This is a genomic window from Synechococcus sp. CCY 0621 (assembly GCF_019038465.1).
Taxonomy (GTDB): domain Bacteria; phylum Cyanobacteriota; class Cyanobacteriia; order PCC-6307; family Cyanobiaceae; genus Cyanobium.
In genome coordinates, this window is record NZ_JAFKRH010000086.1 from 1 (window position 1) to 348 (window position 348).

At 71.0% G+C, this 348-nt stretch carries 1 protein-coding gene; it reads right to left on the bottom strand.

Translation table 11 applies throughout. The features are described from left to right. Positions 1 to 348, bottom strand: a 348-nt coding sequence (locus tag KUG43_RS16725; protein ID WP_216910961.1) for a helix-turn-helix domain-containing protein, incomplete at its 5' end; no start/stop codon positions are given.

Sequence of the window (348 nt, forward strand, 5' to 3'; positions counted from 1 at the left end):
TCAGGCGGCCAGGGGAGCGCCATCGACCAGGGCCGGCGCCAGCCGCAGGCCGGTTTCACCACTGGGGACCTGCAGCAGTTCGGCGGCCCGGATGCGGGAGATCAGCCGGGTGGTGGTGACCCGGGTGGTGCCGATCAGTTCACCGATGCGCTCATGGGTGAGGCGGAAGGGCAGGTCGCACCAGGGCCCGCAGCGGCGCCCCAGGCGGCGCACCAGCAGCGAGAGCAGGGCATGCAGCCGCTGCTCGGCGCTGCCGAGGTGGCGGATGCGCAGCAACTGCAGGGTCCACTCGTTGACCGGATCAAAGCCGTGGCCCTCGAGCGGTTCGGCATCACTGCGGAAACACAG